The 25,627-nt window shown below is 50.9% G+C and carries 19 protein-coding genes; 8 read left to right on the top strand and 11 right to left on the bottom strand.

From position 1 onward, the window contains the following. Window positions 1-674 precede the first annotated feature (674 nt). A complete protein-coding gene (locus C7T94_RS07570; RefSeq protein ID WP_162618594.1) occupies window positions 675-1,106 on the bottom strand; it encodes an SRPBCC family protein in 432 nt (143 codons plus the stop codon). A gap of 165 nt (window positions 1,107-1,271) precedes the next feature. On the opposite strand from C7T94_RS07570, the gene C7T94_RS07565 reads away from it, so the two are divergent. Then, window positions 1,272-1,451, top strand: a complete 180-nt coding sequence (locus C7T94_RS07565) for a DUF3606 domain-containing protein (protein ID WP_107215994.1) — start codon at window positions 1,272-1,274, stop codon at window positions 1,449-1,451. A gap of 226 nt (window positions 1,452-1,677) precedes the next feature. Here C7T94_RS07565 and C7T94_RS07560 read toward each other — a convergent pair whose 3' ends face one another. After that, entirely contained in the window at window positions 1,678-3,378 is a 1,701-nt protein-coding gene (locus tag C7T94_RS07560; RefSeq protein ID WP_162618593.1) for a S41 family peptidase, read from the bottom strand. Between the two features lie 257 nt (window positions 3,379-3,635). On the opposite strand from C7T94_RS07560, the gene C7T94_RS07555 reads away from it, so the two are divergent. The 7 genes from C7T94_RS07555 (at window position 3,636) to C7T94_RS07525 (ending at window position 13,203) form a co-directional block, all read left to right on the top strand. After that, window positions 3,636-4,205, top strand: coding sequence for an RNA polymerase sigma factor (locus C7T94_RS07555; protein WP_107214782.1), 570 nt, complete (start codon window positions 3,636-3,638; stop codon window positions 4,203-4,205). A gap of 69 nt (window positions 4,206-4,274) precedes the next feature. Further along, window positions 4,275-5,426, top strand: coding sequence for a FecR family protein (locus tag C7T94_RS07550; RefSeq protein WP_107214781.1), 1,152 nt, complete (start codon window positions 4,275-4,277; stop codon window positions 5,424-5,426). Between the two features lie 153 nt (window positions 5,427-5,579). Beyond that, window positions 5,580-8,912 carry a TonB-dependent receptor gene (locus C7T94_RS07545; protein WP_107215993.1) on the top strand — a complete coding sequence of 1,111 codons (3,333 nt, stop codon included), beginning with the start codon at window positions 5,580-5,582 and terminating at the stop codon, window positions 8,910-8,912. Between the two features lie 18 nt (window positions 8,913-8,930). Further along, complete coding sequence (locus C7T94_RS07540) at window positions 8,931-10,559, top strand: RagB/SusD family nutrient uptake outer membrane protein (RefSeq protein WP_107214780.1); 1,629 nt, start codon at window positions 8,931-8,933, stop codon at window positions 10,557-10,559. A gap of 17 nt (window positions 10,560-10,576) precedes the next feature. Beyond that, the gene (locus C7T94_RS07535) at window positions 10,577-11,698 is read left to right on the top strand and encodes a SusE domain-containing protein (RefSeq protein WP_107214779.1); all 1,122 of its coding nucleotides are present in this window, start codon (window positions 10,577-10,579) and stop codon (window positions 11,696-11,698) included. 7 nt (window positions 11,699-11,705) lie between these two features. Next, a complete protein-coding gene (locus C7T94_RS07530; protein WP_107214778.1) occupies window positions 11,706-12,863 on the top strand; it encodes a glycoside hydrolase family 76 protein in 1,158 nt (385 codons plus the stop codon). 160 nt (window positions 12,864-13,023) lie between these two features. Further along, window positions 13,024-13,203 carry a hypothetical protein gene (locus C7T94_RS07525; RefSeq protein WP_107214777.1) on the top strand — a complete coding sequence of 60 codons (180 nt, stop codon included), beginning with the start codon at window positions 13,024-13,026 and terminating at the stop codon, window positions 13,201-13,203. A 118-nt stretch (window positions 13,204-13,321) separates the two neighbouring features. Here the strand turns inward: C7T94_RS07525 and C7T94_RS07520 are convergent, their stop codons facing one another. The 9 genes from C7T94_RS07520 to C7T94_RS07475 all read right to left on the bottom strand — a co-directional run bounded on the left by C7T94_RS07520 (window position 13,322) and on the right by C7T94_RS07475 (window position 25,605). Next, on the bottom strand, window positions 13,322-14,983 hold the full coding sequence (locus tag C7T94_RS07520) for an FAD-dependent oxidoreductase (protein WP_107214776.1): 1,662 nt from the start codon (window positions 14,981-14,983) through the stop codon (window positions 13,322-13,324). A gap of 4 nt (window positions 14,984-14,987) precedes the next feature. After that, entirely contained in the window at window positions 14,988-15,734 is a 747-nt protein-coding gene (locus C7T94_RS07515) for an SGNH/GDSL hydrolase family protein (RefSeq protein WP_107214775.1), read from the bottom strand. A 12-nt stretch (window positions 15,735-15,746) separates the two neighbouring features. Continuing rightward, the gene (locus tag C7T94_RS07510; protein WP_107214774.1) at window positions 15,747-16,232 is read right to left on the bottom strand and encodes a hypothetical protein; all 486 of its coding nucleotides are present in this window, start codon (window positions 16,230-16,232) and stop codon (window positions 15,747-15,749) included. 10 nt (window positions 16,233-16,242) lie between these two features. Continuing rightward, window positions 16,243-17,646, bottom strand: coding sequence for a RagB/SusD family nutrient uptake outer membrane protein (locus C7T94_RS07505; protein ID WP_162618592.1), 1,404 nt, complete (start codon window positions 17,644-17,646; stop codon window positions 16,243-16,245). Between the two features lie 10 nt (window positions 17,647-17,656). Further along, entirely contained in the window at window positions 17,657-20,992 is a 3,336-nt protein-coding gene (locus C7T94_RS07500; RefSeq protein ID WP_162618591.1) for a TonB-dependent receptor, read from the bottom strand. Window positions 20,993-21,175: 183 nt separating this feature from the next. Next, the gene (locus C7T94_RS07495; protein ID WP_107214771.1) at window positions 21,176-22,348 is read right to left on the bottom strand and encodes a FecR family protein; all 1,173 of its coding nucleotides are present in this window, start codon (window positions 22,346-22,348) and stop codon (window positions 21,176-21,178) included. A 63-nt stretch (window positions 22,349-22,411) separates the two neighbouring features. Further along, window positions 22,412-22,993 (bottom strand): RNA polymerase sigma-70 factor, encoded by a 582-nt coding sequence (locus C7T94_RS07490; RefSeq protein WP_107214770.1) that lies wholly within the window; start codon window positions 22,991-22,993, stop codon window positions 22,412-22,414. Between the two features lie 212 nt (window positions 22,994-23,205). Further along, complete coding sequence (locus tag C7T94_RS07485) at window positions 23,206-23,592, bottom strand: GreA/GreB family elongation factor (RefSeq protein WP_107214769.1); 387 nt, start codon at window positions 23,590-23,592, stop codon at window positions 23,206-23,208. A 489-nt stretch (window positions 23,593-24,081) separates the two neighbouring features. Further along, on the bottom strand, window positions 24,082-25,605 hold the full coding sequence (locus tag C7T94_RS07475) for a sulfatase family protein (RefSeq protein ID WP_107214767.1): 1,524 nt from the start codon (window positions 25,603-25,605) through the stop codon (window positions 24,082-24,084). Window positions 25,606-25,627 lie beyond the last annotated feature (22 nt).

The following is a 25,627-nucleotide window of genomic DNA, read 5'->3' as shown; positions in this document are numbered from 1 at the left end:
TGTTTTGACGTGCATAAACGAGGCTACCGGTAGTGCCGCCGGATGATGCAGCAACCGGAACAGACAGGTTCGGCGTAACTACCTAGTCAAACAACCGCAACCCCAAATGGTTCGCAGGAATGGAATTTTGGTTCGAGGAATGGACATCTTAGCTTCGTTAACCGTTTTTCGGGCCTTATCTATGATCCATCCCCCTCCTGCTCAGGGCCGCCCGCGTTGAAGGTGCCAGTGCGCTAATGAACTGATTTGAGAGGCTGTGGCGGTTACCCTGCGGGCCTATTGCTACCGCAGCGAGGGCAGGTATTTTTAGGTGTTTCGAGCCAGAAACGATGCAGAAACAGCTCAGCGCTCAAACGGCGTTCTGGGCAGAAAGGTAAGTACGGTGGCCTTATGGGCGATTTGGTATTGTTTCTATACTCGGCCTGAAAATTTGAAAGAAGGCATTGGCCGGCAGCTAACGGGCCGCATTGAAGCGCATGCCTTCGGTCTTGCACTGAAAGAGGCCGGGCTGGCCGCATCGCTCGTCGGGCTTGATCTTTAAGACAAACACGTCCGGGAAAAAATTTGCGATTATATGCCGGTGCACTCCCGCGTAAGTTGTGATGAACACTGGTGCTTAAAAAACCCGGCGATACAGGTTTCGCTACTGAACTTTACGCAGCAGCCTGTTACTGTCAGGCGTTTTCTGCCAGGCGTTTGATCTCCTCAAGCGTCTCCTTCCAGTTGGCCAGGGAGTGCTGATACATCTGTTCGGTGGCAATATTGCTGTGCTCCAGGCTAAGCATGGTTGCTCTGCCTGCTGGCTTAAGTGAAAAAGAAACGAATGAATAATTTTCTGGTGCATCTTCCAGCCCCGAGAAGCTGCTCCAATACGTATAAGAAAACAACTTCTCGGTTTGCAGGGTCAGCAGCACACCTTTATCTTCGAAGTCTTTGCCGTTAAAATGGAAGTTGAAAGACATGGGCGCACCCGGCTGCCAGGTGCTTGCTATGGTAACGCCCAGCCACTGTTTGATGTATGCGGCAGTGGTCAGGACCGTCCACAGGCGGGCGGGATCTGCAGCTACAGGCATTTGAAGCGACAGTGCAAGTTTTGATGGTGTCATGGATGATAAATATGAGGTATTAACCGCCAATTTAAACGATTTCCCGCAAATATGGTAACGGTTTGTTTTCTGGCCGGTTGCTCTGCAGACAACAGGATGAACCGGTGGCAGCAGCGCAAAACATTCCATAATCTTCTCTTGTTAGATAAAAAAAACACGATTCATATGGCAGACGATAAAAGCAAAGCCGACCAACGCGACCGCAGTCGTGTGGCGGGAGACGAAGATTACGAGGTCGATTACCTGGCCGAAAAACTGGGCGTAAGCCGGGCACAGGTTAAAGATGCGATCGCAGCGGTCGGCAACAACCGCGAAGCGGTAGAAAAACACCTTCGCGGAAATTAGCCCGTATCAAAAGTTTATAGACTTCGTTCAAAAGAATGTTGTGACCTGAAAAATCAGCAAAGCCCCTTCATGGGGCTTTGTTTGTTAATACGATTGCGCCAGCAGGTTGACACTTTGCAGCAGCGAAAGAAGATTAAGAGCATTTGAAGCTGACAGTAATTTATCTTTTGAAAATCCAGATACAAACCGGTTGCGTCTTGCCGCAAAGAATGACGCTTGCACTGATTTACCGAAGCATTCGCCGGAGCGCTTCTTCGAGCAAAGTATCTTCACCTTTTAAGAGGTCTTTTGATTTGGGAACTGCGCGTACATTAATCCTGACGCCCCTGCGCTGGGTCGGGGTGCCGTCCGGATAAAAAATGGAATTGCCTGAGAAGGGCAGATGATAGCCACCGGGTAAGGTGAGGATTTTTTCGTCGCCGTCGGCCCCGGCTGTTTGGCTGCCAATAGTTATACTTTGCGGAAACAGGTGCTGCAGGAACATGGTGTAGTACTCGCCGGCACTCACTGTCCCGCCGTTGACCAGTATAACGACTTTACCGTTGTAGGTCCGGTAACCGGGTGTGGCTGTCGGAGGATAATATTCGACTGTATCAGTCAGAAGCCTGAACTTACCGAGGTGTTGTTTGTCTACTGCGTAATAGTGGGCGAAAGGCTGCCTGTTCTGACCATACCGATTATACAGCAAATAAAAAAAACCCGCCCAATCCGGGTAACTGCGCATGTCAAAAATGAGGCCTTTTTGCTGTCCTGCAATGGTAAATAACGAGTCCATGCCTGTTAACAGCTGACTTTCGGGAAGGGCATTCAAAAAACGGGTCGTTTCTCCCGCCCTGAAGATGATGACGCCTTCAGCAGCATGTTCCAGTGCAGTGCCTTTTGCCTTTGAAGCGGCTTGTTCGTTGACATAATTACTGAGGAGTTTGAAATCATCAGGTTTGCTCGCCCAAGTTACCACTGTTTCTTTCAACTGGCCATCCCGTTCATAATGAAGCCGGGTTTGCAGGCTGTCGGTTGTGAACATCAGGTTGTCTGAATAGCGGTTCAGCCGCTGCTCCAAAGCCCGCGTATTGGAAACTGAGAGATACTGCCGCAATTGCGCCACCCGCTCAGCTATGGTCATATGATTCATTTTTGTAATGATATCACCTTTTTGTATCCCTGCTGCCCGGCAATGTTCCGGAATGATCAGATGAGTGACCAATAACTGTTTTCCGCCATTGATCAATTGATAATCAAATGGTGGGTAATACCTCACCTGTAAAATTTTGTTCCAGTTTTTAAGCGATTTATAGAAGCGGAGCGTATGCGAATCGTTCAGATGTGCTGTTAATAAGAGCAGTTCTTTTTCAAAGGCCTGGCGGCTGTTTGCCACCTTGAACCGGGAAAGCGCATGGCTGACAACCTGATCAAACTGCTGATCCATGATGTACTTATGAGGAAAAATATAGTCAACCGCAGCCTGTATCTTGGCCAGAGATAACATTCGGTAGGCATATGGGATGGTGTCAGCGAAAATATAGGGCTTTTCATGCGGCAGTTGGCTGCCGTAATGTTTGGGCGTATAATAATAATGTTCAGCGGCCGCGAAACGATGCAGGTAGATATCGTGTAGCTGCTTCTTGATTTTACGGGGAAGTTGTCTCAGCGAGCGGTTCAGATGGCTGACTAGCTTCCCGGCGGGATAAGCGGATGGTGCCATCAGCTTAAATTGCTGTCTGGCCTCCAGGCTTTGAAGCATCTCGGCAGTTCCATTCTTAGCGAGATGGGCCAGGAATAGGCTATCGGCATCTATCTGGCCGGAGGCCAGTGCAGGATGGTGATATTTTAGAAAACCCCAAACCTTGAAAAAATCTAACTGGTCTTTTTGCGCGGATGCGCTAAAGACAACTAACCATAGCACGAAAGTGCAGCGGATACATTTCATAGGCATGCAACTTAGTCATTTTCAAACTAAGTCATTTCACCTAAATCTAAACATTCCTGATTGTAATGGGAAGCAAGCTGGTATACAGGTCTGTTCTCCCATTTCTAAATCACCAATTCATCCCCTACGTCAAAACCACCCCCGCTTTAAACAATCCGCACTTGTTTTGTATGAAAACTTTCTGCTATCTTGCAGTTGCTGTACCGTTTTACTAGCGGCCCAGTACAACCGAACCGCCAATCAACCAAAAGCGTCTCATGCGCACCGACCTGATCGATTCAGAGCTTGCTGTTCTGCTTGCACAAAGCAGTGAAAGGGCTTTTCGCGAAATTTATGAGCGGAACTGGAAGTTGTGTTTTCTAAGCGCGAGAAAACGCCTGAACAATGAAGCAGAGGCAGAAGAAATCGTACAGGACATTTTTTGCAAACTCTGGCGCCGCCGCACCTCATTTACATTGACCAGGTCTTTCGAAAATTATTTTGCCGTGGCCGTAAAGTTCGAGGTTATTAACCAGCTGGCCAGGCGCAGCCGGCGCGAGAGTTATGAACGACAGGCGGCTTCAGCATATGTCGATGCAGACAGCTCCATGCAGGAAACGATCGATCTGCAGGACCTCAAAACCCAGCTGCAAGCGTCGATTAACCGGCTGCCCGACAAATGCAGGGCGGTGTTCAGGCTGCGTTATGAAAAAAACTACAGCCAGCTGCAGATTGCTGAAACACTTCACATCTCTGAAAAGACCGTAGAGGCGCACCTGTCAAAGGCCCGAAAAACGCTGAAAGCCAATTTTGGCGCTGCCCTGGGCATGCTGATCTGTTTTTTTTGATTTTTTTTTTTAATCCGACTAAGGGATTCATCCGGATCGACTGGCTATATCAGTAAACCAGCAAACCAAATGTCTTCAAACAAACCGGATCGCCAGATCGCATTGCTTGCCCGCAAATGGCAGGAGGGCACCATAACTGACCAGGAAAAACAGCAACTGGATGATTGGTATGCCTCGTTTGACCACACTGAAGAAACCGGTCTGCTGGCCAAAAGCGAAGCGCAAGTCAAAGAGCGGCTGTATCGCAACATTCTTAACCGCGAACATATCCGCCCGTCGCTGCTCAGGATCTGGTTGCCGCGCGTCGCCGCCGTACTGTTGCTGGGCTCCTCCCTGTTTTTCCTTGCAAGAATTCGCCCCGAAAACCGCGTCCTGACCACGCAGCGGACACCAAAAAGCCCCGCCCCCATTTTACCTGGCAGCAATAAAGCATTGCTTACCCTGGCCGACGGTTCTACGATCAGCCTGGACCAGCATAAAGACGGCTTGCTTGCCGAAGACCGGAACCTGGCCGTTTCGAAAAAACAGGGCCAGTTGATTTACAGCTCTGCAGACCCCTCGGCAGCAGCCGCCACAGATTACCATACCATATCAACCCCGCGCGGAGGCCAGTACCAGGTCGACCTTCCCGACGGCTCCAGGGTCTGGCTCAATGCTGCTTCGAGCATCAGGTTCCCCCTTCGTTTTGGCAGGGAGGCCAGACAGGTACAAATTAAAGGCGAGGTGTACTTCGAAGTGGCCAAACAACAGCATGCCGGCAAAAAAACACCATTCATTGTCGAAAGTGCTGGCCAGCAGATCGAAGTACTGGGTACACATTTTAATGTAAACGCTTACGAGAATGAGCCGGGTACGCGCACAACGCTGCTTGAAGGCTCGGTTCGCGTGAAAAAAACTGAAACCGGCGAAACCGCCCTGCTGCGCCCGGGGCAGCAGGCTGTCCTGGCCGGCTCGGTTCAGGTACATACGGCCGACACCGAAAATGCGGTGGCCTGGCAGAAAGGATACTTCGCTTTCAACAACGAAACGGTAGAAAGCATTATGCGGACCGTTGCCCGCTGGTATGATGTCGATGTAGAGATCAGCCGGCAGATCCGCGGCCGGAGATTTGGTGGCACCATTTCCCGGTTCGACCAGTTGTCTACACTGCTGGGCATGATGGAAAAAACAGGAGTCATTCACTTCAGGATCGAAGGAAGGAGGGTCATCGTCATGCCGTAATTTTTACCTCACTCCCGAGCTAACCAACCGCAGCACAAACCACTATATGTGCTGCAAATAACCAAATATATTCTAAACGAACATCAAATGTATAAGACTTGCATTGACACAATGTACAGTTGGAAGAACTGTATTCCCAAAATGATGCTGTCCATGAAACTCACCCTTATTTTCCTGCTTACTGCTTTGCTGCAGGTAAACGCGGGCAGCTTTGCACAACAGGTCAGCCTGACAGAAAAGCGCGTTGGCCTGGAGCAGGTGTTTCGGGAAATAAAACGGCAGACAGACTACGACATTTTTTACAACCTCGATATGCTGCAGCAAACGCAGCCCATCTCCATTTCGGTGCGCAACGCGCCCGTGCGCCAGGTGCTGGACATCTGCTTTCGCAACCAGCCCCTCAGTTATTACATTGAGGGCAAGACAATTATCATCAGGCAAAAACCCGCCGCAACAACGCTTACTGGCGCTGCTTCAAGGCAGACATCTGTATCGGGACGGGTTACCGACCAGGCCGGCTCAGCTTTACCCGGAATCAGTATCCGTGTAAAAGGCAGTACAAATGGGTCTGTTACCGATGCAGAAGGACGCTTCCGGATCACGGCAGCTACGGGTTCAGTACTCGTTTTTACGTCGATCGGTTACCAGTCGAAAGAAGTTACGTTCAGCGGTCAGCCTGAATTGAATGTTCAGCTAGAGGAAGATCGTCAGGCACTTAACGACGTCGTGGTTGTCGGTTACGGAACCCAACGCAAAGCAAGTGTAGTCGGTGCAGTAGACCAGGTACGCGCCGCACAGATTGAAGACCGTCCCGTTGGCAATGTGATGCAGGCCCTGCAGGGCACCGCGCCCAGCCTGGTTATCCAGCAGCGCAGCATGAATCCGAACGATAATACGATGAACATCAACCTTCGCGGTATCAGCACGTTCGGCAACAATTCTCCGCTTCTTGTAATCGATGGGATCATCAACGAAGATGTCGGTGCAATGAATAACCTGAATCCAAATGATATTGAAAGCGTATCGATTCTGAAAGACGCAGGCAGTGCGGCCATTTATGGCTCGAGATCGGCCAACGGCGTGATTTTGATCACTACCAAAAAGGGCAAAAAAGGCATGAAACCTACCGTAAGGCTCAGTGCGCTGGCGGGTTCACAGAATCCCGAAATCCTGGTGAAACCGCTTAAAGGATATCAGAATGCATTACTTCGGAACGATTCGTATGTAAATAGTGGTGCCAATCCGATCTATTCATCAGAACAGATCCGTCAGTTCGCAACGGGCGACAGCGAATATTTCCTGAAAGGAATCTTAAAAAACGGCTTTCAGCAAAATCACAATATAAGTGTACAAGGCGGATCCGATAATTCAACCTATCTTGTTTCCCTTGGCTATTACGATCAGCGCAGCAACTTTAAGGGTCCCGACTTTGGCCTGCGCCGTTACAACCTGCGCACCAACCTGACTACAGATATCGGAAAGCTGAAACTCTCAGCGATTATGTGGTACGACCGCAACGATGGAAAGTCGTTTCAGGGAGACAATGGCTTTTTGATCGCCAACTCATCCCGCTTACCGGTCTACAACAATTACGTTTTGAAAGGCGAAAACGGCCGGTACTACAATAACGACGTGCTGACCAACGGTAATCCCTTGATGGACCTCGAGCAAGGCGGCTTTATACAGCAAAATAATGACCATTTCCAGGGAAGTTTAAATGCAGAAATTGAAATTTTTAAAGGTCTAAAAGCCAGAGGAATTGCATCCCTTGATCTTCGTCCGGAGAACCGGTTGATCAGGAGATTCTATCATCCGCTTTACAACCTGTCAGGGGATGAAACTCCGGTCAACATTCAAAACTCTGCACAATATTCTATAGAAGATTATAATGGGAAATCAACATTACTCAATCTTCAGGCACTTCTTGATTACAACAGGAGTTTCGGCAAACACAATGTGTATGGCCTTGCTGCCTTCTCAAATGAGTCCTATCGTCAGCGCCGGTTTGAGTTGAGACAACAACTGGTGGATCCTGTCTTGGGTATACCTACTACAGGTACTATATTCGATAAAACCAGTTATAATACGGTAGGGGGAACAACCGAACGGAGTATCTATTCTTGGTTTGGCCGCGCGGGCTACAATTTGGCCGACCGATACCTATTTGAGGCCAATTTCAGATATGACGGATCATCGAAATTTGCACGCAGCAACCGCTGGGGATTTTTCCCGTCCGTATCGCTGGGCTGGAGGCTATCAGAAGAAACGTTTTTCCGGTTTTGGAAAGACAAGTTGGGCGACCTCAAAATCCGTGGTTCTTATGGCCAGTTAGGAAATCAGGCAGTAGACGACTATCAGACTTTCACGACATATGATATCTATCAGGATCAATACGGGTTCAATAACGTTTCGTTGCCAGGTACAGGCTACACATTTGGCAATCCCGACTTAAAATGGGAGACAAACACCACATTTAACATCGGTGCAGATGCAACCTTCCTGTCAGGAAAACTAACTGCAAGCTTTGATTACTTCCGGAAAAATACGAAAGACATCCTGCTTACCCCACAAACGCCATTGGTGCTTGGTGGTGCAGTACCAAGAGCAAATCTCGGCGCAATGGTGAACAATGGTTGGGAATTAACTTTAAATTACCAGCTTCGGCATAGCGACTTCGTACACAATTTCGGCGTTAACCTGGCAGACTCATGGAACAAGGTGACCCGTTTTGAGGGTGATGAGCAGATTAGCAAATCGGACGAGATTGAACGGATTATTCGGGTAGGCCTTCCGCTTTACAGCTATTTCGGCTACAAACGCGCCGGGCTTTTCCGCAATGCAGACGAGATTAAGGAATCTGCTTTGCCTATCGGTGTATCGCCAAGCCCCGGCGATGTTAAGTATGTAGACAGGAACGGCGACGGGATCATTGATGACAATGACCGCTTTGTACTTGGCCATGCGTTCCCGCGGCTTACCTTCGGCTTCAATTATGACATTCAATGGAAGGGATTTGACTTAAATATGCTTTGGCAGGGTGTTGGCAAACGTGACATGGCATTACGCGGCGAAACCATTGAACCTTTCCATGGCGGTTACTCGTTTGTGATGTTCGAGCATCAGCTTGATTACTGGACGCCGGGCAATCCAGACGCCTACTGGCCAAGACTAACCTCACCAGGCACAGCATCTACCAGCAACAACTACGGTAAGGGTTCTGATTTTAATATCTTCGACGCATCTTATATCCGTTTGAAGAACATCCAGGTAGGATATACCCTTCCAACCGCCATGTCGAGCAAAGCAGGAATGCGAAAAGTCAGGTTATTCGTTAGCGGACAGAACCTGCTGACCATTTCGAAAAACACCTTTATTGACCCTGAATCAACCGAGTTTGGCTCGAGTATGAATGCCGGCGGCGCCAACAGCGCCCGCAATTATCCATTGCTGAAATACATCGGCGCCGGTCTTGATATTGAATTTTAACAGCAACAGAAGAGAATCATGAAAAAGAATCTGATCACATACGGCAAAGTCACCCTTCTGGGGATCGGCCTCTTCTTTACGGGCTGCGTGAAGATGGATGTTGTGCCAACCAATAAATTTACTGACGAAACGTACTGGACCTCTGAAGATAAGGCCAACAGCGTCCTGAACATGGCCTACAGGCAGATGTTCAGCAGTGACTACATCTTCGCCAATGAGATACTGAGTGATAATGTTTACAATGGCTATGGCTCAACAAACGAGAAGCTGATTGCCACGGGAGTAGCGGATGCCTCAAACGGGCGGTTTCAGGCCGATTGGAAAGCATGTTACGAGGGTATAAAAACCTGCCATACGTTCCTGGCAAACGTAGACCGCGTAACGGCCATGTCTGCAGAAAAACGGGAACAACGTAAGGCGGAGATCCGGTTTATCCGGGCATCCCTCTATCTCCAGTTGGCAACCTGGTATGGTGATGTACCGCATTTCACCGAAGATATTACGCTTGAACAGTCAAAAACAATTACACGTAAACCGCAGGCAGAAGTTTTAGCCTGGGTTCACCAGGAATTGGAAGCTGTTTCGTCGATTCTGCCCTCAAAAGAGCAATATGCCGCTGCAGATAATGGCCGCATAACGAGTGGGGCAACGATTGCATTAAACGCCCGGGCATATCTGTGGGAAAATAACTGGCAGAAGGTGATTGAAAACTGCGAGAAACTTATGGGTAACACTTTTGGTTCCTATGACCTGTTTGGCAACTATGAACAGCTGTTCTGGGCGCAAAATGAATACAACAGTGAGATCATTCTAAGTTCACAATACGTTTTACCGCTTCGTGTCTGGGGTAACCTTGTAGATTATGCACCCATTTCCGCCGGTGCGAGGCTCTGCCTAGCAGGCCCTACGCAGGGGTTGGTTGACAGCTACCTGATGAAGGATGGCCGCAGGTGGACGGCTGCAGATGCTCCATACGCAAACCGTGACCCAAGGCTGAATGCAACCATTGTTTATGACGGATCGCAGTGGAAAGACCGCAGCGGGGTAGAATACACAATTATTACCCATCCTGACGGCACTACTGCACCCGGAAAACCATCAGACAAATATACGGGAGCGGGTACCGCACAGACGCCAACCGGTTATTATTACCGCAAATATGCTGATCCCGCACCGGGCACATATGTTTCCGGCGGCTGGAACTCCAGCCTTAATTTGCCGATCATCCGGTTTGCCGACGTTCTGCTGATGTATGCAGAAGCAAAAAATGAACTGAATCAAATGAATAGCGGGGTCTGGGACCAAACCATCAAAAAGCTGCGTCAGCGCGCCGGCTTTGACAATGTGCCGGCTGCCATGAATCTGCCGACAGGATCTCAGGCTGAACTCCGTGAGGTGATCAGGAACGAGCGCCGTGTTGAACTCGCACTGGAAGGTCTGCGGGTATACGACATCCGCCGCTGGCGTACTGCTGAAACGGTACTTACACAAGGTTTCAGGGGTGCAAAATTTGACAAAAGCAGCGGAACCTACGATTACATCAAGCTGCCCGGCGGGAACTTTAGCCGAAGCAGAGACTATCTCTGGGCAATCCCACGTTCAGAGCGTATTCAGAATCCAAATCTGACGCAAAATCCAGGCTATTAACCAAAATTTAAAAAAAAATGAAAACCAATATATCTTCAATATTTCTTCCGCTGCTGCTATTGATCGGTCTTGGCGGATGCAAAAAAAACGATTCGTTCAAAGAAGTTCAGGTAACTGAAGTAAAAACCCTCTATGCTCCCGACGATGCCCGCAACGTGGTATTACAATCGGGCGCTACCTCAAGCCTGTATTTTGAATGGGAAAAAGCAACAGCCGAAGACAATGGCCTGGTGTATTATGATGTGGTCTTTGACAAGGAAAACGGCGATTTTTCAAAACCGCTTTACGTTGCGCCCGCCGATAACAACGGTACAAGCACTGGCGCCACCATTACCCACAAGGTACTTAACCGCATCGGTGGTTTAGCAGGAATTCCGGCTGCTGAGCGCGGAACCCTCAAATGGACCGTTATCAGCTCGCGTGGCATGACCAAAGTATCGTCACCACAGGCCAGAAAAATCAGCATTACCCGCCTTGCCGGGATTGAGGCTCCTACATCGCTTTACCTGACTGGTGAAGGAACCGAGGGCGGCGCCACACTTGCATCAGCCTTAACCGTTAAAGGTCTCGCAGGCGGAAATGAGTTTGAAATCTATACCAAGCTGCTTGCCGGTAAAAAGTATGTATTCGTAGACTCGAAAACAAACGTTTCGCGCAGCTTTACACTTGGTGCCGATGGTCGGGCTTTCCGCGAAAACGCAGATGGCGCTACGGTAGCGAAAGACGGTATCTATAAGGTAACACTTGATTTTGCAACCTCTTCGGCAAGCATTCAGGAAGTAACGAAGCTGGATTTCTTCATGTGTACGCCGCAAAAACGCGAGACCCTCGCCTACCAGGGAAGAGGCGTATGGCGCGTAAACAACATTGTGCCAGACTTTACCACCAATTGGGGAGACGACCGTTACTTTTTCTGGATGAACATTGGGGGAACTGAGCAAAAACTAGGCAGTGCCAATAAGGACAACCAGCCGCCAACAGCCACTACAGGCACCTACTTCAACCTGAACTTCTACCCGACCGACCGCAACCAGTGGGACTATTCGTTTAAATTCCCGAACCGGAATGTACCGCGTTGCAGCATCGTTGTCGACCTGAACAGTGCAAATCCTGCATATACCCATCAGATTATTTATTAACCTGCAAATGAAAACAAGACTGTATATTTCCCTCCTGGCGCTCGGTTTGAGCGCCTGCGGGAAAATAGAAGATGAATATGTAGACCGAAGCGTGAAATACAACATCAACTGGAATACCGCTGCCGACAGCAGCAGCCGGAGTTTTACCAGTGTGTACTTCAACTCGACGAAAAACCATTTCAACAACGACAATTTCGGCGCCATCGGGCAATTCGATTACTGGCCCGAAGCCCATGGGCTTGACGTACTGGTCGATGCTTATGTGCGGACCAAAGACGATTTTTACAAACAGAAAATCGCCGCTTTTTACGAAGGCGTTAAAAAGAAGAATGGAAACCGCTTCTGGAACAACTACTATGATGATATGGGCTGGCATGGCATGGCGCACATGCGCGCGCTCGAAGCAACCGGCGATACCCGGTACGAACAGTCGGCTAAAGAACTCTGGACAGCCATCATTGATGGCTGGAATGAGGAAGACGGCGGTGGCATTCCCTGGAACCATGAAAACACCAAGGAAGGCCGAAGCAAAGGTGTGCCCTCAAATGGGCCGGCTGCCATCATTGCTGCGCGCCGCTGGCAAAAATACGGACAGAGTGAAATTGTACGGGGCGAAACCAACCTGGTCTGGTTGTCACGCATCTACAACTGGATCAAGGAACACCGCGTGGTGCAGCAATCGGGCCGCGTTTTTGAAGACATCAACAATAACCAGGGAGACTGGACCTATAATGCCGGCACCTATATGGGCGCGGCGCTTGAGTATTACAAGATCACGGGCAACAAAGTGTACCTGAACGATGCGATGAAAACGGCCGACTGGACCACCAGTACGCTGGTCAATTCGACAAATAAGGTGCTGAGCGACTGGGCAGAGCAGCAGGATCATGACGTGAACCTCTTTAAAGGGATTTTTGTCAGGTACCTGACCGAACTCATTTTGCACAAGGACCTGCCCGAAAGCGCCCGCCGGCGATATGTTAACTTCCTGAAAAACAGCGCCCAGATTCTCTGGACAAAAGGCACGACCAAAACACCGGTTGTTCTTTTTGGATTCAGGTGGTGGGAAGCGCCCGCTTCTGTGGGCGGTTTGCGGGCCCAGTTGAGCGGCGCCATGCTGATGGAGGCGATGGCCAAAATCAAGGCAGCAGGTTACCTGGAATAGGTTTTTTGAAGACAATTTGGATACGGCCCGGCATTTGCCCGGGCCGTTTTTGTTATAGAGATACCCATGTCAAACCGGCCTGCGTCAATTACGCAATCTGGCCTTTTCTGAAACCAATTGCATTCGGTGAAGCTTAAACCTGTAATCTTAAACTTTGAACATGAACAAGGAACAGCAGCCAATCGATCCTGCAGGCAAGGACAACGCAGAAGAAAACCACATCAATGAACCGGCGCAAACCGGCAATGATGCAAGCGGTACAGGTGTCGAAGAAGCGCCAAACGATCAACAGCAGCGCGAGGACGACGAGGAAAAAACGATCAGGGAATCCGTTCGTTAAACCACCCGGACCTTTGTAAGCACAAAATGCTTCAGATTTAAAAAAGAGGCCGCCCTTAGGGGGCGGCCTCTTTTCAACTAAACACTTCATGCAAGTGCTCAGGCTGCATGTCTGCTGGTTACTTATAGGTGAGGCATTGTTTATCTGCCTGCAGTGCCGCAGCCAGTTGTTTATAGTCAACGTCCTGAACGCTCACCTTGTTGTTGATGGCCAGAACCGCTGCCGTAGCTGCAGACTGCCCGAGGATCATGAAAACCGGTTCCATCCTGATCGAACCGTAGGCAATGTGAGAGGATGACAAGCACACAGGAACGAGCAGGTTCTTGCATTCGGCCGCTTTCGGCACCAGCGCATCGTACGATATGGCATAAGGTTTTGGTGCTTTTACACCAATGTCGCCTTCATTCTGCACATGACCTTCTGGCGTTACGTACCGTTGCACGTTGTGCGAATCGAGTGAATAGGAGCCCATGCCTACCGGCCGGGGCACTTCTTTCGTTCCCAGTACATCATGCTCTGTAACCACGTATGGACCAATCATCCGCCGGGCTTCGCGAACGTATAACTGGTATGGCCAGTGGCCATTGTCAGCGAACTCATCTTTGGCCAGTCCCCAGGTTTTCATGCGGGCCTGCAGGTCTGCGGGTACCCTTGGATCATTCGACAGGAAATACATCAGGCCTTTCTGGTAGTCTTCATGGGCCTTGATGATGCTTTTCCGTTCGGCATAGGAGGCCTCGGGATACCGGTAGTTCATGCCAATATAATCTGTGCTGAACGGCCCATGGTTATTGGTGTCGGTCTTGCGGTTGGGCACGGGGTCATACTTATCAAACAGTTCGCGCCACCCGCTTTCAAATACGCGAACCAGCAGTTCGTAGTCTGTCGGGTTGTAGTTATCGGGTTTGGGAAACTCCACCCGGTTCTCCGGTTTATCGCTCAGGCACATGCGGTAACAATAGGCTTGCAGGCGCTTGTCTGCGCTGCCGTTCGGGCCAGGCACTTCTTTGCTGATGCCGGGTAACAGGCCGCTTGCGGGATTTCCCTTAACAACAAACGGGTCGACCGGTTTTGCAAAGTGATGGCGGTGCTGGAAAACCAGCGCCTGCACTCCATTCCATTTTTCCCCGTATACAGCATTTGCCTCGCGGCCAATGTGGTAATTCACTTTCGCTGCAGCCATGAGGTCGCCCTCATAGGTGGCATCAATAAACATGCTGCCCGTATAATATTCTCCATTGGTGGTCTTGATGCCGACAATCGAGCCCTTCTTTTTAACGGGTTCATACGTCCTGTCCAGCCACCTGTCGCGGTAAACGGTGATCTTGTTTTCTTTGACCAGTGTTTCAAAGATCGACTCAGCTACGTGCGGTTCAAAGATCCACATCGTGCGTTCGCGGCCGTCGATAGCCGGTGTTCCCTGGCCCTTGTTGCCGTATGATTCCCTGCTTTGCCACTTCCAGGCCGAATCCTGCTGGTAATGCAGATAAACACGGTGGTAGAAATCGCGCGCCAGGCCACCGATCACCTCCTTATTGCCGGTATCGGTAAAGCCCAGTCCCGAAGATGAAAGGCCGCCAAGGTGTACATCCGGGGAAACGACGATGACCTTTTTGCCCATTTTGGCCACCTGGACCGCAGCGATGATTCCTGCCGAGGTTCCGCCGTAAACGATCACATCGGCATGCCGGGTCTTGTTTGCCTGACGGGCCACCGCGGGCCGGGCCAGCGAAACCAGAAACAGAAAAGACAGGAGCCGGGTTAATTTCAAAATATACATGTGTTCAGGATAAAAGTTGTTTAAGATAGGCAGGATAACTGTTTTTGTCTGTAGAACCGTCGCCCTTTGTAATGCTGTCGCCAAAACAGACGATCCGCGAGGCGGCGATCCGGTGAAAGGTCAGGAAGTCGTATACGCTGAGCGCAATGAGCCGGTAACCGTTGTTTGTCGGGTGTATGCCATCGGTTTTTCCGGAATTTTTTTCGTTCTGCAGCAATGAATCTGCTTCGGTACCGATCCGGCCAATCTTTTCAAACCGGCTGCACACGTCCAGGTGCCAGGCACGGTGCTTCTTTGCGCACTTTTCAATGCTCCGGTTAACGGCCTGCCGCCTGCCAGCCACACCTTCAGGCAAGTAAAACGCAGCCGGATGCCGTGTTAAAAGATGCGGCTCATAAGCAGGTAAAATACTCAGCATGAGCAGCTTGCTACCGGAACGCTGGATGCGTGCAACAAGCATGCTCAGGTTTTTTTCAAACTGCGGCAGCGGCACATGTTTAACGCTGTTCATGTCATTTGTACCCACCATCAGGATGGTCAGGTCAGGTTTGCGTGCCAGGCAGTCCCTTTCCAGTCTTTCGAGCAGTTCTGTGCTGTTGTTTCCGCCTACGCCGGCGTTAAAAACCACAGGGGCGCTTGCTGCGTCTTGCTGTGGTGCCGGTAAGGGCATGGCAAAGGCAGGCATGGCAAAAGCCACACCTGCCGAGCTGAACCCGGCGATACCCAGTTTAAGAATCTCGCGTCTGTTCATCTATCCCCCTCCCTAATTCGTTAATGTGTAGGTAAATACTTTATAGTTCCTGTCGGTACCCAGCCCCAGCTGGGTGTTGTTACCAGCGGCAGTGAGGCTGATTACAATGGTGCGGTTGCCCGGAAGCGGCGTATTGATCACGGGGATCAGGATATCGGCATACCACTTTCCTGCCGGGATGGTAACCAGCATGGGGTTAGGTGCGGTATAGTTCGTGCCTGCCACCGCCGTGCCTGAAAGGTTGTAGCTAACCTGTACATCGAAACTTTTCGGCGTATTTACATACACCCTTGCAGAAGCAGGAGATGCTGAGACGCGGCCTGAAGCCGAATTGGTGATCGTCGTGGCGGCATTCGCTCCTGTACCCGTTACGGCGGTCGATGTAATGTAAACCGCATCGACAACCTGGCCGGTTATTGCGTCTTCTTTTTTGCAGGCCATGCCAAATAGCAAGAGTGTGAGCGCCAGGAATAGGGTATTTAAATTCTTTCTGTTCATGTGTTCTTGATTAATAACCCGGATTTTGCACCAGGTTGGGGTTGCGGATCAGTTCAGAAGCAGGCAACGGCCAGCGCAGGTAATTGGGATCTGTGAACCCGGTAACCGCTGCATAACGCCCGGTGCGTACCAGGTCGTAATACCGCTTGCCTTCAAATGCGAGCTCGGCAAAGCGCTCGCGCTCAATGGCCAGCCGCACCTCGGCCTGGCTAACCGCAGCTGTCGGGCCTATGCCCGCACGTGCCCTGATCTGGTTCAACAGCGGAATGGCCTGCTCAGGCCGCCCGAGTTCATTCAGCGCTTCGGCGCGGAACAAGATCACTTCGGCCAGGCGGTACACCATGCGGTTGGCATCCTGGTAGAGAATGTTGCCAACCAGGGTTCCGGGATATTTGGCAATGTAAAGTTTGTTGGCATCGCGGTATGGCGCCGGCGAGGAACCGGTATTCCTGTAGGTGATCCCGGCCCGGTTATCGGTTGCCGGCAGTGCCGCCAGAACGGCGTCTGAAGGCTGGTACCGGAGGTTACCCGCCGTGATGCTGCCCCCAAGCGGCAGAAACTGTTCTGACAGGTTATTGGTGTTCCCTTCCTGGTAGGTATAGTTATACTGCACCTCGAAGATGGATTCGGTGGTATTCTTGTCCCTGAAAATTGCCGCGAAATTGGCACCCTGAACCAGGCTGTAGTTTGCCGGGCTGCTGATCACCAGCGCCGCCATGTCTGCTGCCTGCTGGTATTTCTTTTGCCAGAGGTACAGGTCGGCCAGGGTGCTCCTGACGGCCGCCTTCGTAGCCTTGCCCTTGTTTTCAAGCGTTGTCGAGAAAGGCAGATCGGGCACCAGGGTCTCTGCCAGCTTCAGGTCCTTCTCAACCTGCTCAAAGATGAGCTGCCGGGAACTGACTTTGGGAAAAAAGTCACCGCCGAGGCTTTCATAAGGCTCCAGGATGAGCGGGGCATTTTCGAACGTCCGTGTCAGGTAAAAATAGAAAAGGGCCCTGAGAAAATATGCCTCGCCGAGTATGCGGTCTCGACGGCCGGCCAGGGCCGGGTCTGTAATGCCCGGAACATTTTTAAGCACACTGTTGCAGCGGTTAATGCCCGCATATAGGCTTCCCCAGCCCACATAACCATTCGTAGCAGCAACATTTCCGCTGTTTACCTGCAGGTCTGCACTGCTTGACCGGTCTGTATTGGCAAGCATATCGGTTCTGCCATCGCCCCAGATCACGTAATTACTCGGGCTCTGCTGTAACGCATCGTAACAGGCATTGATGGCATTGTCTGCATCAGATGCTGTCTTGTAAAAATTTGCCGGTGTAATGTTGCTCAGGGGAATTTGTTCTGTTACTTTTTTACACGAAAACACGAGCAGCGGAATGGCTAACAAGAGTATATTTTTGATTGATTTCATCATCTTCATAAGTTTAAAATCCAACATTCAGTCCGAAAATAAGGGCGCGGTATTGCGGATAGGTTCCCTGGTCTATGCCAATTTCAGTAACCCTCGAATTGAACGCGCTTGCCTCCGGGTCGTAACCGGAATAAGAAGTAATCGTAAAGAGGTTTTGCCCTGAAAGATAAAGCCTGCAGCTATTGGCGCCTATTTTCTTCAAAGCCCCGTTCCTGACAGTGTAGCCCAGTGTCACGTTCTTGGCCCTTACATATGAACCGTCTTCAAGCCACCGGTCAGAAAACCGCCTGTTACCTGCCGGATCTGCATAATTTGCACGGGGTATATCGGTCATGTCGCCTTCGTTGCGCCAGCGGTTCAGGAGTTTCAGCGAGCCGTTAAAACCGGTTGCCGATTCGGCTGAGTACCGTGTACCGTTCAGGATATCGTTCCCGTAACTGAAGGTAACCAGGATTGAAAAGTCGAAGTTTTGATAGTTAAGCGTGTTTGAAAAGCCTCCTGTAAACTTGGGCAGTGCGTTCCCAATGATCTGCCGGTCATCATTGTCGATAACATTGTTGCCGTTCAGGTCCTGGAAGATGAGGTCGCCGCCCCTGAATGTATAGCCGTTGGTACCCACACTGGCGTTTTTGAGGTTGGTACTGTTGTCTGCCGAGTACCGGTAAACGCCCGACTGCCGCCAACCGTAAAAACTGCCAATTGACTGCCCCACCTCGAGGATGCTGTAAGAAGTAAGCGATCCGGTTAATCCCTGGCCTATGGTATTGATGATGTTGTTTGCCCCGCTGTACAGGTTGGTAACCTTGTTGCGGTTAAAAGAGATGTTGAAATTACTGGTCCAGTTTAAGGTCTCGCTCTGGATATTCACCGTATTGAGCGTCAGCTCCAGACCTTTGTTCTGCGTGGAACCAATATTCTGCAAAACCGATCCGAAGCCTGAGGTAATGGGCAGCGGTACATCGAGCAGCAGGTTGGATGTGTTTTTTACGTAGGCGTCAATGTTCAGGCTTACCCGCGACTTAAATAATGAAATGTCGATCCCTGCATTGTACTGCAAAGTGGTTTCCCAGGTCAGGTCGGGGTTAGGCATGGTGCTGAGAAAAATACCGCTTTGGCCTGCATAACCGGCGCCGGTTGCGTATTGGCCCTGTGCTACATAATCGCCAATGGTCTGGTTCCCTGTCTTACCGATGCTGCCGCGCAGCTTAAGGTCATTTACCAGCGCAGATTTGTCCCAGAAGCCCTCATTTGAAATGCGCCAGGCCGCAGAAGCAGCCGGAAAAACCGCATATCTTTTGTTTTCTCCAAACCGTGATGATCCGTCGCGCCGGGCGGTAAGCTCGAGAAGATAACGGTCAGCATAGGCATAACCCAGACGTGCAAAAGCGGAAGAAAGGCCGTAACCCGAGCCCATGGAAGAAGCTTCTGTCGGCAAAACAGCGGCATTCAGCGTTGGGATGTTGTCTGTAGCATACTGTGTACCGCGCGCATTGATGGCCAGTGAGGTACGTTCCTGCTGGCTGTACCCGGCAACCGCGCTAAAGCGGTGCACGCCGAATTCTTTTGTGTAATTGAGCGTATTCTCATTGATCCAGCCATCTACAGACGAAGAGAATGCCTGGCCGGCAGCAACGCCATTGCGAACTGCACCTGCCGGCTGAAAGAACTGGTCCAGCACCGAAGCATAGTTGAAGCCGAAGGTGGTCCTGAAGTTCAGATCTGGCGTAAACCGGTATTCGCCGAACAGGTTGCCGACTACAGAAGAAACCTGGTTCTCGTATTTGTTTTTATTGGCGTAGGCAACCGGGTTAATGAAACCCGAAACATCGTTCAGGAAATAAGTGCCGTCGGGGTTATAAATCGGGTGAGAGGGTGTTTTCTTCAGGGCCACCTGGATAATCGACGTTGCCCCGTCTTCGGTCGAAACGCGTTTATTCTGATACCTGGAAAGCGAAATGTTGGCGCCCAGTTTCAGTTTCTCTGACGCATCATAGTCGAGATTAAGCCGGGCTGTTCCCCGTTTATAGCCCGATGCGATGATGATCCCATCCTGGTCCATGTAACCGGCGCTAAGTGCAAATCTGAGCTTTTTTTCGCCTCCGCGAATGGCAAGTTCATAATTAGAGATTGGCGCGGTGCGGAAGAGCGCATCCTGCCAGTTGGTATCGTACACCACTCCCGCCGGGTCTGGCAGGAGAAAGCCATACAGCGATGTAACGCCATCTGCCAGGGCATTGGCCCTTCCTTCCTGAATCAGATCAATGGCCTGGGTGCTGTTCATCAGTTTAACCCGTGTATGCGCATTGTCGCGCTGCAGCCCGTAATAGGCATTCAGGTTATAGGTTGTTCCGCCCGATTTGCCGCGTTTGGTGGTAATCAGCACCACCCCGTTTGCAGCCCGCGAGCCGTAGATGGCCAGTGCACCCGCATCTTTCAGCACCTCCATCGACTCAATGTCGTCGGCATTAATGGCCGATAAGGCTGAAGTCTGGCTTCCTGACTGGCTGATGCCTGCAAGCGTACCTGACTCGACCGGAACCCCGTCTACAATATAAAGCGGGTCGTTCCCTGCATTGATCGAAGTGGTGCCGCGAATCCTGACCGTGACACCGCTGCCTGGCGCACCGGAATTCTGTACCACCTGCACCCCTGAAGCGCGGCCCTGGATCAGCGACTGCGCGGTAGCGACCGGCAGGTTTTCAATATCTTTACCTTTTACCGACGATACGGCAGATACCAGGTCCTTGCGTTTCTGGGTGCCATAGCCAACAACCACCACATCTGTGAGCGATTGCTGGTCCTGGACCAGCTGAACGTTGATTATTCGCCTGGCGCCTACGGTGATTTCCTGGCTTTTATAGCCCACATAAGAAAAAACCAGCACAGCGCGGTCAGAGGCCCGTACCGTATAGTTTCCCTCCGTATCAGAGCTCGCAACCGCTGTTCCTCCTTTTACCCGGATCGTGATGCCAGGCATGCCCGCCCCCCGTTCGTCGGTAACCTTTCCGCTTACGGTTTTTAGGGTATCGGCCACTGCCACCGGCACGGCCGGCAGCGGCGCCGGCTTGATCACGATGGTTTTGCTTCTGATGGTATAACTTGCCCCCGCACCTTTCAGTACCGAGTTAAGCACCTGGGCGATCGGGGTGGCCTTAAACGATAAGCTCAGCGTTTGCTGGTCATCGAATTGCTCGGGCGACCAGAGCACGTGGTAACCGGTTTGCTTTTGTATCTCCCTGAAAAGCTGGGCATACGTGGCGTCCTTTTTTTGGAGCGTAATGTTTTGTGCACGCAATGCCGCGCTGGCATCCAGCAGAAAAACAGTCATTAAGATCAATGAGAGTTTCATAACACGTAGTAGTTGATCGGGCATAATCAGCGGACGCAGCTTATGCCTGACTAGATCATAAAAAGTCATATATTTGGTTGTTGATGGTTTGAAAGATTGTTCTAACGGTATTTCGGACATCATTTTTGCCGGGAGTGTTTCGCCTCACTTCCGGTTTTTTGATGCATGACAGGGGTAGTTGTTTTACATCACCATGATTCTCCTTCCTTCTACTTTAAAGTGAACGATTCCGGTTAATTCGAGCAGGTCAAGTACCTGTGAGGCATTTTCAAACCTGGATACCGTACCGCTGAACAGCCGCTTGCGCAGGCTATTGTTCTTAAATTCCACATCCACGTCATACCACCGCGAAACCTGCCGCATAATGCTTTCGAGGTCATTGTTGCTGAACACGAAATAGCCTTTCTTCCAGCCAAGCACCATATCGGTATCTACCGTCCTGACCTCCGGTTTTTGGTGCCGCAAGACAGCCTGCTGCCCCGGCCGCAGCACGACGGCCAGCGCCGCATCAGCCGGGATGACCTTTACAGACCCCTCAACCAGCGTAGTCCGCACTGTCTGCTCGTCCTGATAAGAATTGATATTGAAATGTGTACCGAGCACCTCGATATCCTGGCGATCGGTATTTACCCGGAAAGGCAGGTGTTTGTTCCTGGCAACTTCGAAATACGCTTCGCCACGAAGTGTAACCTCCCGTTCGCGGCCCGAAAAATGGGTCGGAAAGGTCAGCGCCGACAGGGCGTTCAGCCAGACATGCGTGCCATCGGGGAGCACGACTTCGTATTGCCCGCCCCTGGGCGTTTCAATCGTATTAAACTGTGGCGCTGAACCGGGTTTGCTGCCTGCTATGCGGTATTGCAGCTTGCCGTCTGCGGTCTTGGTAACCTGAACACCCGACTGGGTGGCGATCAGCCCGTTTTCTTTAGCGGTCAGTGCGATTTTAATACCGTTTGACAAGGTTAGCACCGCCTGATTACCCCCCGGTGTCAACTCAATTGCCGGCGGTATTTTAGAGCCTGCACCCGGGTTATTCAGTCTTGCCGGGGTACGGAAAAGGAACAATGCAGCCATGCCAATGATCAGTATTGTCGCAGCTATGCCTGTAAGGCGAAAGAAAGTCATGCGGCGCTGCCGGGACTGCACAGCGCTGAAACGCTGCTCATACAAAGTGTTCCAGTCTTTGTCGGTATGAGAAGATTCCTCAGGCGCCTGTGCATAGATTGACAGCAAAGGCTCGAGCAGGTCCTCGTTCGGGGAGCGGTCAATTAACAGGAACAGTTCCTCGAATTCTTCTTTCGTACAGTTGTTATCGGCATATAGACGCAGGAGCTGCGCAAGCCTGTCCTTCACGGCCATGTTACATTTGGTTATTATCCTGATTGACGAAAAAAATTGACGAAAGGCCTAATGTGTCTGAAATTATTTTCCGGTCAGTATGGCAACCAACAGGAAAAGCCGCGCATTTCGGCTTAAATGCAGCCGCAGGATCTTCAGGGCGTCAAGCATGTGATTTTTTATGGTCGCCTTTGACAGGTTCAGGTGGGCGGCGATCTGGTCGTATGTCATATGCTCATCCCGGCTCAGCCTGAAAATGGTTCGCCGCTGCGGCGAAAGCTGATCGACCGCCTCATCGATTTCCTTTTGCAGCTCGGCTGTTAAAAGCGGCTCGTCAGCCCTTTGAGTGGCGGCTAACTCAATTTCTTCCCACACCAGGTCGCGCAGCACTCTGTCTTTCGCCGCCAGGCGCAGAAAATCAAGCGCCTTGTTGCGGGCAATGGTCGATACAAAAGCAGGAAAATTGTCAAGTTCATGCAGCAGTGCGCGGCCTTGCCAGAGTTTTAAGAAAACATCCATGACAATTTCTTCAGAGGCCTCTCTTGACTTGGTCAGTTTCAGCACATAGTTGAAAATCTTATCACGGTACCTGCCAAACAAGACCCTGAAAGCCTCCTCGTCTCCCGAGCTTATATGCAGAATCAGCGTTTCCTCATGTACAGTCATCTATTCCAAAGTCAGGTTTGCGATCTTCTTTTACCGGATGAACGATAAATGTAATAAAAATTCATAAAGCGGGAAGCGGCGCCCCGACAGCAGACCAGCCCGTATGGAGGGTTTGAACAGATCCTGCCACCGCAGCCAGTTGCCTGACCCAGCAATAAAAAAAGCGAAAGATGTGCTCCTTCGCTCGGTCGGTATGTCTGTCATGCATGCGGCTACTCAGGTGCCTCTACCTCGATAATCTTAAACTTGCGGATTCCGGCCGGCACTTTCCACCTGACGGTCTCCCCTTTTCTGAAACCGATCAGTGCTGCGGCAATGGGCGTCAGCACCGAGACCTTTTTTGCTTTCATATCGGCATGCTTTGGCAGAACAATGGTCAGCTCCATGACCTCGCCCGTGTGCTCTTCCTGTATCCGCACTTTAGAATTCAGGCGTATGGCATGCTTTGGAAAAGCATCGCTCTTTACAATGACAGCCCTTTTTAGTTCAGCCGAGAGCGACATCTCGTTCGGGTCAACTTTGTCCCGGTTCACATACGGCCTTAAAAGGTTCAGATCTTCCTGTGTAATGATTACCGGATTTCTTTCATTCGTTTCCATAATAAAAATTGATTGTCTGCTGCCGCCCGTTCAAGGGGCAACAGTCGTCTAGCCGGCCGGAAGCCGGAAAACAAGTGTAAAAAAAATAGAAATTTAAAACCAGGGGAATAGTATGGTCAAGGGCATACATTGGTCTCGGTCAGAAAGCTTGACGCCCCAAACCTTGAAAAATTAAACTAACGGTTTGAGGCAGACGTGTTGAAGTCTTTAGCAGATGATTTATCGGTTCGGTTTACCGGCAAAAAAGTGCGTAAACACGAAAACGTCAGCACAGTCCCCGTTACTGCGGGAAAATACCGGTACAAAAAGACCTGGGCCATATGCTGCATCTGTGTTTTCAAGAACCAGCAAGATAGCCAAAATTTTCTTAAGAATAAAACCCGCAGCAACAGGCTGCGGGCGTACGGTTCGGACTATAGGTAGAACAAAGTTGCCTGGAGATTCTTCATCGCTTCGTGCGTAATCATATTCCGGCAGCTGTACCGGCAGCTATTTCCTGCCGGATGCCGTTATGGACTCTAGCAGGTCTGACAGCTCCTTTACACGCTCCGGCGATGAGCCGGCCAGGTTATTTTTTTCGCCGAGGTCGTTTTTCAGGTTATACAGCTGCGGCCTTGCCGAGTTGCCGGTTTCTATACCTACGCTTTTGCTGACGGTAGGCCCTTCAGCCGGCCTGATGTATTTCCAGTCGCCGGCTATGATCGCCGTAGGCTGCTTTGTCCCCTGCTTTACCAGAACTTTGCGTCCGGTGGTTGCTTTCCCCAGGAAGGCATCTGCGTGGTTTTCACTATCTGTTGCCTGGCCGGCAGGAACTTTTTGATTCAGCAGGGCCGAGAAAGATGCAAGCAGGTCCATCTGGCAAACCAGCGCCTCAGATACTGCAGGTTTTACCCTGGCCGGCCAGTTCAGAATAAAGGGCACCCGCGTACCTCCTTCAAGGGCACTGTACTTCCCACCTCTGAGCGGCCCAAGAGGTTTGTGGTCACCCAACTTTGTTACCGCCTCATCTTCATACCCGTCGTCGAGAACGGGACCGTTGTCGCTGCTGAAAATGATGATGGTATTGCGGGCAATGCCCAATGCTTCCAGTTGTTTCATCACCTGGCCAACGGTCCAGTCGAGCTGAAGAATGGCATCGCCCCGGTAGCCCAGGCCGCTTTTGCCTTTGAACTGTGTGGCCGGCATTCGCGGCACATGCGGTTCAGTTAAAGGAAAATAGAGGAAAAACGGTTTGTTTGCATGTTGCTCCATGAATTCGTTTGCTTTGACCAGAAAAGTGGCAGAGACCTCTTCGTCTACCCAGCGTGCACGATGCCCGCCGGTCATCCAGCCAATCCGGCCGATGCCGTTTACGATGGTGTTATTGTGACCATGATTGGGCGATGCTTTCATCTTAAGCAATTCCGGATTTTCCAGCCCGGTGGGGTCATTGCCAATTTTTTCCGTGTAATTGACAGCGATAGGGTCGGCCGCATCGCGGGCCAGCACGTCGCCGTTTTCCATAAAAACGGTAGGTACCCGGTCTGCTGTAGCCGGAAAAATGAAGGAATAGTCAAAACCCACTTCATTAGGACCGGGTTTTACAGTGGCATTCCAGTTTTTGTCTACATTGTTTCCCAGGCCAAGGTGCCATTTGCCCACGATAGCAGTGGCATATCCTGCATTTTTAAAAACTTTTGGCAGGGAAATCCGGTCGGTCGGTATGATCAGCGACGCATCGCCCGGTAAAATGCCGGTACCTTGCTGACGCCAGGGGTATTGCCCGGTCATGAGCGCAAAACGCGAGGGCGTGCAGGTGCCCGATGTGGCATGGGCGTTCGTAAACCGAATGCCGCCGGCGGCTAATTTGTCCAGGTTTGGCGTAGCCAGTTTACTGGTGCCGTAACAGCCCAGGTCGCCGAAACCCAGGTCATCTGCATAGATATAGATGACGTTTGGCCGGTCGTTTTGCTGCGCACGACCGGGAAAAGCGGCTGCCAGGAAGCTCAGCAGGAAGAAAAATGATGTTCTCATGGGTATCGGGTTAAAAATTCCG

Source organism: Pedobacter yulinensis (assembly GCF_003029735.1).
GTDB lineage: Bacteria > Bacteroidota > Bacteroidia > Sphingobacteriales > Sphingobacteriaceae > Pedobacter > Pedobacter yulinensis.
The sequence above is the reverse complement of the archived record's forward strand: the minus strand, read 5'-3'. Positions and strand labels throughout refer to the sequence as shown.

Bases quoted from the DNA above. Each gene is read 5' to 3' on its own strand.
- C7T94_RS07520 (WP_107214776.1), bottom strand. From the start codon at position 14,983: ATGTATATTTTGAAATTAACCCGGCTCCTGTCTTTTCTGTTTCTGGTT.
- C7T94_RS07500 (WP_162618591.1), bottom strand. From the start codon at position 20,992: ATGAAACTCTCATTGATCTTAATGACTGTTTTTCTGCTGGATGCCAGC.
- C7T94_RS07535 (WP_107214779.1), top strand. From the start codon at position 10,577: ATGAAAACCAATATATCTTCAATATTTCTTCCGCTGCTGCTATTGATC.
- C7T94_RS07485 (WP_107214769.1), bottom strand. From the start codon at position 23,592: ATGGAAACGAATGAAAGAAATCCGGTAATCATTACACAGGAAGATCTG.
- C7T94_RS07510 (WP_107214774.1), bottom strand. From the start codon at position 16,232: ATGAACAGAAAGAATTTAAATACCCTATTCCTGGCGCTCACACTCTTG.
- C7T94_RS07525 (WP_107214777.1), top strand. From the start codon at position 13,024: ATGAACAAGGAACAGCAGCCAATCGATCCTGCAGGCAAGGACAACGCA.
- C7T94_RS07570 (WP_162618594.1), bottom strand. From the start codon at position 1,106: ATGACACCATCAAAACTTGCACTGTCGCTTCAAATGCCTGTAGCTGCA.
- C7T94_RS07565 (WP_107215994.1), top strand. From the start codon at position 1,272: ATGGCAGACGATAAAAGCAAAGCCGACCAACGCGACCGCAGTCGTGTG.
- C7T94_RS07550 (WP_107214781.1), top strand. From the start codon at position 4,275: ATGTCTTCAAACAAACCGGATCGCCAGATCGCATTGCTTGCCCGCAAA.
- C7T94_RS07475 (WP_107214767.1), bottom strand. From the start codon at position 25,605: ATGAGAACATCATTTTTCTTCCTGCTGAGCTTCCTGGCAGCCGCTTTT.
- C7T94_RS07515 (WP_107214775.1), bottom strand. From the start codon at position 15,734: ATGAACAGACGCGAGATTCTTAAACTGGGTATCGCCGGGTTCAGCTCG.
- C7T94_RS07560 (WP_162618593.1), bottom strand. From the start codon at position 3,378: ATGAAATGTATCCGCTGCACTTTCGTGCTATGGTTAGTTGTCTTTAGC.
- C7T94_RS07540 (WP_107214780.1), top strand. From the start codon at position 8,931: ATGAAAAAGAATCTGATCACATACGGCAAAGTCACCCTTCTGGGGATC.
- C7T94_RS07490 (WP_107214770.1), bottom strand. From the start codon at position 22,993: ATGACTGTACATGAGGAAACGCTGATTCTGCATATAAGCTCGGGAGAC.
- C7T94_RS07530 (WP_107214778.1), top strand. From the start codon at position 11,706: ATGAAAACAAGACTGTATATTTCCCTCCTGGCGCTCGGTTTGAGCGCC.
- C7T94_RS07505 (WP_162618592.1), bottom strand. From the start codon at position 17,646: ATGATGAAATCAATCAAAAATATACTCTTGTTAGCCATTCCGCTGCTC.
- C7T94_RS07495 (WP_107214771.1), bottom strand. From the start codon at position 22,348: ATGGCCGTGAAGGACAGGCTTGCGCAGCTCCTGCGTCTATATGCCGAT.
- C7T94_RS07555 (WP_107214782.1), top strand. From the start codon at position 3,636: ATGCGCACCGACCTGATCGATTCAGAGCTTGCTGTTCTGCTTGCACAA.
- C7T94_RS07545 (WP_107215993.1), top strand. From the start codon at position 5,580: ATGAAACTCACCCTTATTTTCCTGCTTACTGCTTTGCTGCAGGTAAAC.